General features: G+C 68.2%; 11 protein-coding genes. 7 read left to right on the plus strand and 4 right to left on the minus strand.

What is annotated here, in order from left to right; all coding sequences use genetic code 11:
• The 5 genes from Q8M82_RS05470 to Q8M82_RS05490 form a co-directional block, all read left to right on the plus strand.
• Nucleotides 1-223, plus strand: a 223-nt coding sequence (locus tag Q8M82_RS05470; protein ID WP_305690366.1) for a SufD family Fe-S cluster assembly protein, incomplete at its 5' end; no start/stop codon positions are given.
• Nucleotides 223-447: a tautomerase family protein gene (locus tag Q8M82_RS05475; RefSeq protein WP_305690367.1), complete on the plus strand. Its 225-nt coding sequence runs from the start codon at nucleotides 223-225 to the stop codon at nucleotides 445-447. The genes Q8M82_RS05470 and Q8M82_RS05475, both read left to right, overlap by 1 nt.
• 4 nt (nucleotides 448-451) lie before the next feature.
• The gene (locus Q8M82_RS05480) at nucleotides 452-1,690 is read left to right on the plus strand and encodes a cysteine desulfurase (protein WP_305690368.1); all 1,239 of its coding nucleotides are present in this window, start codon (nucleotides 452-454) and stop codon (nucleotides 1,688-1,690) included.
• A 59-nt stretch (nucleotides 1,691-1,749) separates the two neighbouring features.
• Nucleotides 1,750-2,088, plus strand: coding sequence for an SUF system Fe-S cluster assembly protein (locus Q8M82_RS05485; protein WP_236840580.1), 339 nt, complete (start codon nucleotides 1,750-1,752; stop codon nucleotides 2,086-2,088).
• 38 nt (nucleotides 2,089-2,126) lie between these two features.
• Nucleotides 2,127-2,465, plus strand: coding sequence for a hypothetical protein (locus Q8M82_RS05490; protein ID WP_305690369.1), 339 nt, complete (start codon nucleotides 2,127-2,129; stop codon nucleotides 2,463-2,465).
• 26 nt (nucleotides 2,466-2,491) lie between these two features.
• On the opposite strand, the gene Q8M82_RS05495 is transcribed toward Q8M82_RS05490, so the two are convergent.
• On the minus strand, nucleotides 2,492-2,836 hold the full coding sequence (locus tag Q8M82_RS05495) for a hypothetical protein (RefSeq protein WP_305690370.1): 345 nt from the start codon (nucleotides 2,834-2,836) through the stop codon (nucleotides 2,492-2,494).
• Between the two features lie 169 nt (nucleotides 2,837-3,005).
• Here Q8M82_RS05495 and Q8M82_RS05500 point away from each other — a divergent pair, with 169 nt between their 5' ends.
• Nucleotides 3,006-3,893 carry a PhzF family phenazine biosynthesis protein gene (locus tag Q8M82_RS05500; RefSeq protein ID WP_305690371.1) on the plus strand — a complete coding sequence of 296 codons (888 nt, stop codon included), beginning with the start codon at nucleotides 3,006-3,008 and terminating at the stop codon, nucleotides 3,891-3,893.
• 155 nt (nucleotides 3,894-4,048) lie between these two features.
• Here the strand turns inward: Q8M82_RS05500 and Q8M82_RS05505 are convergent, their stop codons facing one another.
• The gene (locus tag Q8M82_RS05505; protein ID WP_305690372.1) at nucleotides 4,049-4,432 is read right to left on the minus strand and encodes an MmcQ/YjbR family DNA-binding protein; all 384 of its coding nucleotides are present in this window, start codon (nucleotides 4,430-4,432) and stop codon (nucleotides 4,049-4,051) included.
• A gap of 17 nt (nucleotides 4,433-4,449) precedes the next feature.
• Entirely contained in the window at nucleotides 4,450-5,526 is a 1,077-nt protein-coding gene (locus Q8M82_RS05510) for a malate/lactate/ureidoglycolate dehydrogenase (protein ID WP_305690373.1), read from the minus strand.
• Nucleotides 5,527-5,714: 188 nt separating this feature from the next.
• Between Q8M82_RS05510 and Q8M82_RS05515 the strand changes: the two genes are divergently transcribed.
• On the plus strand, nucleotides 5,715-6,098 hold the full coding sequence (locus tag Q8M82_RS05515) for a HesB/IscA family protein (RefSeq protein ID WP_305690374.1): 384 nt from the start codon (nucleotides 5,715-5,717) through the stop codon (nucleotides 6,096-6,098).
• Between the two features lie 25 nt (nucleotides 6,099-6,123).
• Here the strand turns inward: Q8M82_RS05515 and Q8M82_RS05520 are convergent, their stop codons facing one another.
• A complete protein-coding gene (locus Q8M82_RS05520; protein ID WP_305690375.1) occupies nucleotides 6,124-7,182 on the minus strand; it encodes a GGDEF domain-containing protein in 1,059 nt (352 codons plus the stop codon).
• Nucleotides 7,183-7,513 lie beyond the last annotated feature (331 nt).

A 7,513-nucleotide genomic window follows, 5' to 3' on the forward strand; every position in this document is an offset into this window, starting at 1 on the left:
CTGCGGCCATGGTGCGACCGTCGCCCAGATCGACGGCGAGCAGCTCTTCTACCTGATGGCGCGCGGCCTGCCGCGTCCGCAGGCCGAGGCGCTGGTGCTGCAGGCCTTCGCCGGCGAGGCGGTCGAGTTCGTGCAGGACGAGGCGCTGCGCGCGATGGTGATGGGCGAGATCGAAGCCTGGCTCGGCGCGCGCGAAGTCTCCTCCGTGGTGAGTGCGGTCTGATGCCCTACGTCAATCTGCAGATCACCAAGGGCGCGACGCGGGCCCAGAAGGCCGAGATCGTCAAGGCCTTCACCGACACGCTCGTGCGCGTGCTGGGAAAGAACCCGCAGAACACCCATATCGTGATCCAGGAGATCGAGCGCGAGGATTGGGGCCATGCCGGCGAGCTGGTCGCCGACAAGGCACCGGCCGACAAGGCACCCGCCTCGCCGGGAAAGGCTTGAGGACATGAACGCGCCGGTGAAGCCCTACGACATCGAAGCGATCCGCCGGGATTTCCCGATCCTGTCGCGCGAGGTCTACGGCAAACCGCTCGTCTATCTCGACAACGCAGCCTCCGCCCAGAAGCCGGAGGTGGTGATCGAGGCGATGTCGAAGCTGATGCGCGAGGACTATGCCAACGTCCATCGCGGGCTGCACTATCTCGCCAACGCCTCGACCGAAGCCTATGAGGCGGCTCGCGAAAGCGCGCGCCGCTTCCTCAACGCCGCCCATATCGAGGAGATCGTGTTCACACGCTCCTCGACGGGCGCGCTCAACACCATCGCCGCCTCGCTCGGGCGCCATCTGCAGCTCGGCGAGGGCGACGAGATCATTCTCTCGATCCTCGAGCACCACTCCAACATCGTGCCCTGGCACTACTGGCGCGAGCGCCACGGCGCCGTGATCAAATGGGCGCCGGTCGACGAGGACGGCAACTTCCTGCTCGAAGAATTCGAGAAGCTGATCTCGCCGAAGACCAAGGTCGTCTCGCTGACGCATCTCTCGAACGCGATCGGCACCATCCTGCCGATCCCGGAGATCGCCGCGATCTGCCAGGCGCATGGCATCCCGCTGGTCGTCGACGGCAGCCAGGGCGCCGTGCATCTCCCGGTCGACGTGCAGGCGCTGGGCTGCGACTTCTACTGCTTCACCGGCCACAAGACCTATGGGCCGACCGGCTCGGGCATCCTCTGGGGCAAGCGCGAATGGCTCGAGAAGCTGCCGCCCTACGAGGGCGGCGGCGAGATGATCGTCACCGTCACCGAGGACACGGTGACCTATAACGACCCGCCGCACCGCTTCGAGGCCGGCACGCCGGCGATCATCGAGGCGGTGGGCCTGGGGGCTGCACTCGACTACATGATGGCGCTCGGCCGCGAGAACATCGCTGCGCATGAGGCCCGGCTCGGTGCCTACGCCATGCAGCGGCTCGGCGAGATGAACTCGATCCGCATCTTCGGCAAGGCCAGGCAGAAGGGCGCCATCGTCGCCTTCGAGATGAAGGGCGCCCATGCCCATGACGTCGCCACCGTCATCGACCGGGCGGGGGTGGCGGTGCGCGCCGGCACCCATTGCACCATGCCGCTGATGGCACGATATGGAGTGACCTCGACCTGCCGGGCCTCCTTCGGCCTCTACAACACGATGGATGAGGTCGACAGGCTCGTCGAAGCCCTGCAAAAGGCCGAAAGCCTGTTTGCCTGAGTAGGATTGCGATCATGACCGACACCGTCGCAGACGACATCAAGCCGAACGCCCCGACCATGGGCGCCGGCACGGCCCTGCCGCCGGAGGAGATCGACCGTCTGACCGACGACATCATCGCCGCGCTCAAGACGGTCTATGACCCCGAGATCCCCTCCGACATCTACGAACTCGGGCTGATCTACCGCGTCGACATCGCCGACGACCGTCATGTCGCCATCGACATGACGCTGACCGCGCCGGGCTGCCCCGTCGCGGGCGAGATGCCGGGCTGGGTCGAGAACGCGGTCTCGACGGTCAACGGCGTCTCCGGCGTCAGCGTCAACATGACCTTCGACCCGCCCTGGGACCAGTCGCGCATGTCCGACGAGGCCAGGGTCGCGCTCGACATGTGGTGAGGCTGGACGGTCCCTGAGCGGGCCGGCATGGTCCCGCGATGCGCTTCACGAAATGGGACTATGTCGCATTTCCCCTGCTCGCGGCCCTCGCGATCGGCGTCTTCTATGGCGCCCTGCGTCTGGTCGGCTTTTTCGGTCTCGGCAACCTCGGCCTCGTCATCGGCTTCATCGCGGTGCGGATGGACCTGGAGCGCGATGCCGCGAGTTCTGAGCCGCGCGTGCTGGAAGAGCAGTTCAGGGCCCGCGACCGCATGTCCCGCGCCGAGCGGGCTGATTTCCACGCCGCTCAAAAGGCGAGGCTGAAGCCACTCTTCGTCGCGCAAGTCGTCGCGGCCGGGTTGGTCATCCTCGGTTTCGGCTGCCATTTTCTCTTGTGATCGAGCGGCCGTCAGACGGCCGCAGGCTACTCCTGCTCCGTCTTCGATCCATCCCGGTCGCGGCCATGGCCGTTGCCGCTGGTCGCGTCGCCATCACCTGACAGGACGACCGGGTTGGCGCTGGTGAGGCCGTCTTTGTTGGGCGTCGTATTCCCCTCGCCATACTGCCCTGCCGCATCCTGACGAATGCGCTCGGCGACAGCGCCTGAATCGGAATCATAGGGCGCGTGCGGCCCCGTCTGGTGAGGTGAATCCGGGCTCGGTCCTGGACGGTGCTGGTCCTGCTCGCCGGGCTGGCCCGGACGCCGCGGCGTATCGGGGCCGGGATGGTGCTGGGTCTTCGCGTGGCTGGTCCGGTCGTGATCGCTCATGGCGCTGGTCCTTTTCGCTGTCGAAAGAGCAACCGGCGGGCGAGGCAGTCTGTTCCGCCCCACGATCAGCGGCGGTGATCGAACGCATCTGCGAGTTTCATGATCGCGGTGGCGCGATCGGTGGCATCAAGCGTGTCAGGGCCGCGTCTCTCGCGGCGGGGAGACCACCATGCGCCGCTATGCCTACGAGACCGTCGACGTCTTCACGGAAACCCGCTTCGGCGGCAACCAGCTCGCGGTCTTCACCGATGCGCGCGGGCTGTCGGATGCCGAGATGCAGTCGCTCGCCGCCGAGATGAACTACAGCGAGACGACCTTCGTGCTGCCCCCGTCCGATCCCGCGAACACGGCCCGCGTGCGCATCTTCACCCGCACCCATGAGATGCCCTTCGCCGGCCATCCCAATGTCGGCACCGCTTTCGTGCTCGCCCGCCATGGCCGCGACAGCGGCGGCCTGCTGCGCTTCGAGGAGATCGCGGGCCTAGTCGAGGTGAAGGTCGCCGGCAACGCCGCCGGGGAGGTCACGGGGGCCACCATCGCAGCGCCGCAGCCGCTCTCGACGGGCGTGGAGCTGCCGGCCGAGGCGATCGCGGCCTGCGCCGGGCTGAAGCCCGAGGAGGTGCTCACCGGCCGGCACAGGCCGATCCGGGCCTCGGTCGGCGTCTTCTTCGTGCTGGCGGAGGTGGCGCCCGAGGCGCTGGCGCGAGCCACGCCCGACCTCACCGCGTTCCGCGCCCTGCGCGATGCCACGCCCGGTCTGGAAGGGCGGCTCTCGCTGTTCCTCTATGTCCGGGACGGCCAGACGATCCGCGCGCGCATGTTCGCGCCGATCAGCGGCACCTGGGAGGACCCGGCCACCGGCAGCGCCAGCGCGACGCTGGCGGCCCTGCTGCTCTCGCTCGATGGCGGCGACAGCGCGTCTTTCACGCTGACACAAGGGGTCGAGATGGGCCGCCCGAGCCTGCTGCAGCTCACAGCGCGTCGCGAGGCCGACGGCATCCGCGCCACGGTCGGAGGCTGCTGCGTGCCGGTGTTCCGGGGCGAGGCGCTGCTGTGATTACCGCCCGATAGGCGTCCGAAAGGGCACGGTCATCCCGGGCGCAGCGCAGCGAAGACCTGGGATCCATGCCGGAGCCTCTCCGAGCGATGCTCCGGAATGGGTCCCGGATCGGCGCCGCTGCGCGGCTTGTCCGGGACGACCCGCATATGGGGTTACGCGGGGCGGGAATGGGTTGGCCCGTCGAGCCCCAATTCCGCCCTTACCCGCTTGGTCAACCCGGCCGCGACCAGCCGGTGGCTCTCGCGCAGATAATCCTCCAGTGCCTCGTCGGGCATCGTCTCGTCGGTCAGGCGCTGGATCCAGCTCATACCGCGCGAGGCGAGATAGGGCGCGGGGCGCAGGCCCGGCTGCTCCTTCAGGATGTCGAAGCTCGCCCAGGAGCATTTGAACGTCACCGAGAGCGCCACGCCGTCATCGGTGCGGGCGATGGCGAAAACCTTGCCGCCGACCTTCCAGACATGGGCGCCGCCCCACTGCACGACGCTGCTGGTGGCCCGCAGGGTGGCGCAAAAGGCGTTGTAGCCGTCCAGCGTCATGGCCGAGGTCCGTTGCTTCAGTAGCGCTCGGCGTCGATGCCATGCGCTGCAGCGGCCGCCCTGATCTGCGACCAGGTCTCGTCGTCGAGCGGGATGCCGTCGCGCTCCCGGGCGATACGGGTCGCGCGCTCGCTCTCGCCCGGCGTCAGGACGGGCTGGCTCTCATCCTGCGGCTTCGCCGCCCGCACGAAGGCGAGATAGCTCTCGATGCGCCCCTTGCGCAGTTCGGCATCGGGCTCGAGCCGGGCCGGGTCGATCAGGATGCCGAAGAGCGAATTGATGATCCAGCTCTTCGCCGGCTTCTGGTCGATGCGGGCCGCGCCCATCAGGCCGGCCGAGAGCAACTCGGCGATCAGCGACAGGCCGGCGCCCTTGTGGTCGCCGAAGGGCAGAAGCGCGCCCAGCGCCTCGCTCTCCGCCAGTGCATGCGGGAAGACGTGGCGCGGCTCCGTCGTCGGCCGGCCCTCGCCGTCGATGATGTAGCCGGGCGGGACGGGCACGCCCTTGTTGAGCGCGACGCGCGCCTTGCCATGCGCCATCCGGCTGGTCGCGAAATCGAGGATGATCGGCTCGGCGCCGGGCACGGGGATCCCGATCGCATGGGGATTGGTTCCGAAGCGCGCCTCCTTCGCACCATGCGGCGCGACGATCGGCGGACGCCCGGCGACGTTGACCCAGAACAGCGAGATCAGCCCCTGCGCGGCAGCGGCCTCGGCATAATGGCCGATGCGGCCGATATGGTGGGCGTCGAGCAGGTTCAGGATCGCGACTCCGCCCGTCTTGGCCATGGCGGCTGCCTGCTCGACGGCGTTGCGGGCGGCCGGCTGGCCGAGCGCGACGCCCGCATCGATGATCAGGAAGGGCGCCGCATCGAGCCGTGCCTGCGGCTGCGAGGCGGGAGACAGATTCCCGTCGGCGAGCGACTGGAAGTAGAGCGGCAGCATGCCGACGCCGTGGCTGTCATGCCCGCTGAGATTGGCCAGCACGAGATGCTCGGCCGTCTCGGCCGCCGCGTCGGCGCTCCAGCCGGCGGCGACGATCATGTCCTTGACGAGGGCGCGCAGCGATTGCGGGCTGTGGGTGCGGTAAGCCATGGGGAGAAGTCGCCGGATGGGTGCGGAGGGAGGAGGCGTCACAGTGCATGGTGCAGGCGGCCTTGCAACATCCCGGCTGCGACGGCGCCCTGCGTGCCCACACCTCGACCTTTCCTTCGGCAATCCTTATGTAGGAGGGTGCAATCTTGCTTCATCGGGCCTTGAACCCGATTGGGGAGGGACGACGGATGTTTTCGATACCCGGCCTGAAGGTCGTTTCGCTGACGGATGCCGCCGCGGCGCGAATCCGCGAGATCATGGCGCAGTCGGATGGCGCGGAGCCGGCGCTCGGCCTGCGAGTCGGCGTCAAGAAGGGTGGCTGCGCCGGGATGGAATATACCTTCGAGGTCGCGCGCGAGGCCGCCAAGGGCGACGAGGTCGTGACCGAGAAGGGCGCGACGGTCATCGTCGACGGCAAGGCCGTGCTGTTCCTGCTCGGCACCGAACTGGATTTCCGGACCGACCGGTTCTCGTCGACCTTCGTCTTCAACAACCCCAATCAGGTCTCGGCCTGCGGCTGCGGCGAATCGGTCGAGATCAAGCCGCGCGCGGAATCCGCCGCCGCTCATTGAGCGGCCGGGCCGGGTCTGCCCTCCGTCAGGCGACGCGGCTCGCGGTCTCGATCGCATCCTCCGTGACGGTGCGGTTGCGGCCGCTGCGCTTGGCCGCCATCAGCGCCTGGTCGGCCCGCTCGGTCAGGGAGGCCGCGGTGTCGCCGCGCGCATAGCTCGCCACGCCCAGCGAGATCGTGATGCGCCCGAGATTCTCGTTGGTCGAGCGCTTCACGAGTTCTCGCGTCAGCAGGGCCTGGCGCACCGTCTCGGCCCCGAACTTGCAGGCGATCAGGTCGGCATCGGGCAGGATGACGGCGAATTCCTCGCCGCCGAAGCGGGTGATGATCGCCTTGTCCTTGAATTTGTCCTTCATCGTCCGCGCCACGAGACGCAGCACCTGGTCGCCCGTGAGATGGCCATGGGCGTCGTTGAACTGCTTGAAGAAGTCGATATCGGCCATCACCAGCGCAAAGGGCTCGCGCCGCAGCGTCGCCTGATCGATCGACTTCTGCAGCATCTCCTCGAAATGGCGGCGATTGGCGAGGCCCGTCAGCGGGTCCGTCAGTGCCTCGGCCCGCGTCGACTCCAGCGCCTCGCGCAGATTGCGGATCTCGTTGGAGCTGTCGCGCAGCTGTGCCTCGAGCTTGGTCTTGCGCGTGACCTCCTCGCGGGTCGACATCACCAGAGCCTCGACCCATTCGCGCAGCTTCTGGCGGTCGGCGGGCGGAGGCACGTCCTCGGACATGGCGCAGAGGCGGCCATGATAGCGCTCGCTCGAATCGAGCGCCTTGTCGACCAGCGCCATCAGCCCGTCGATCTCGCCGAGCACCTGCAGGCTGGTCCGCTCGGCATGGCGGGCGAGCCGCTCGGTGCCGATGAAGCGGTCATAGAGCTGGTCGATGTCGGCGACGCCGACCTGGCCCTCGCTGCCCGTGATGATCGCCTGCATCGCCATGCTGATCGCCGGCATTTCACCGCTGAGATGGGCGTACCAGACCTCGAAGGCGCGCGGATAGGTGGGCGATCCGTGCTCGCGCATCGCCGCGACCACGCGTTCGGCGAGGTCGTCCGACGGGGAGGGGGGCGGCGCGTGGTCGCTCATGCCATCGACAATCCGAACGCGGAGTCCGCTCGCGGCGGAAAGCCGCGGCAGCCTCGATTGAGAATCGAAGCGGGACATCCTGTCCGTCTCAACGGCGGCATGCGCCCGTCCGTGATTGCGACATGCGTCGCCTTCACGAGCTGACCTTAGGCGAGGCGGGTTAAAATGATGTTGATCCCGGCGCGGCTCAGCCGACGCGGACGGGCCGCATCAGGAACGCCGGAACATGATCGCCCAGGCCCTTGACCTTCGGGCCGTCATCGTCGTCGCGGCGGCGCGGCTCGGGGCGAGACGACCGGGCTTCGACTGGCTTCGGCGGCTTGGCGCCGAC

It is taken from the genome of Allobosea sp., from assembly GCF_030694325.1.
Classification (GTDB): domain Bacteria; phylum Pseudomonadota; class Alphaproteobacteria; order Rhizobiales; family Beijerinckiaceae; genus Allobosea.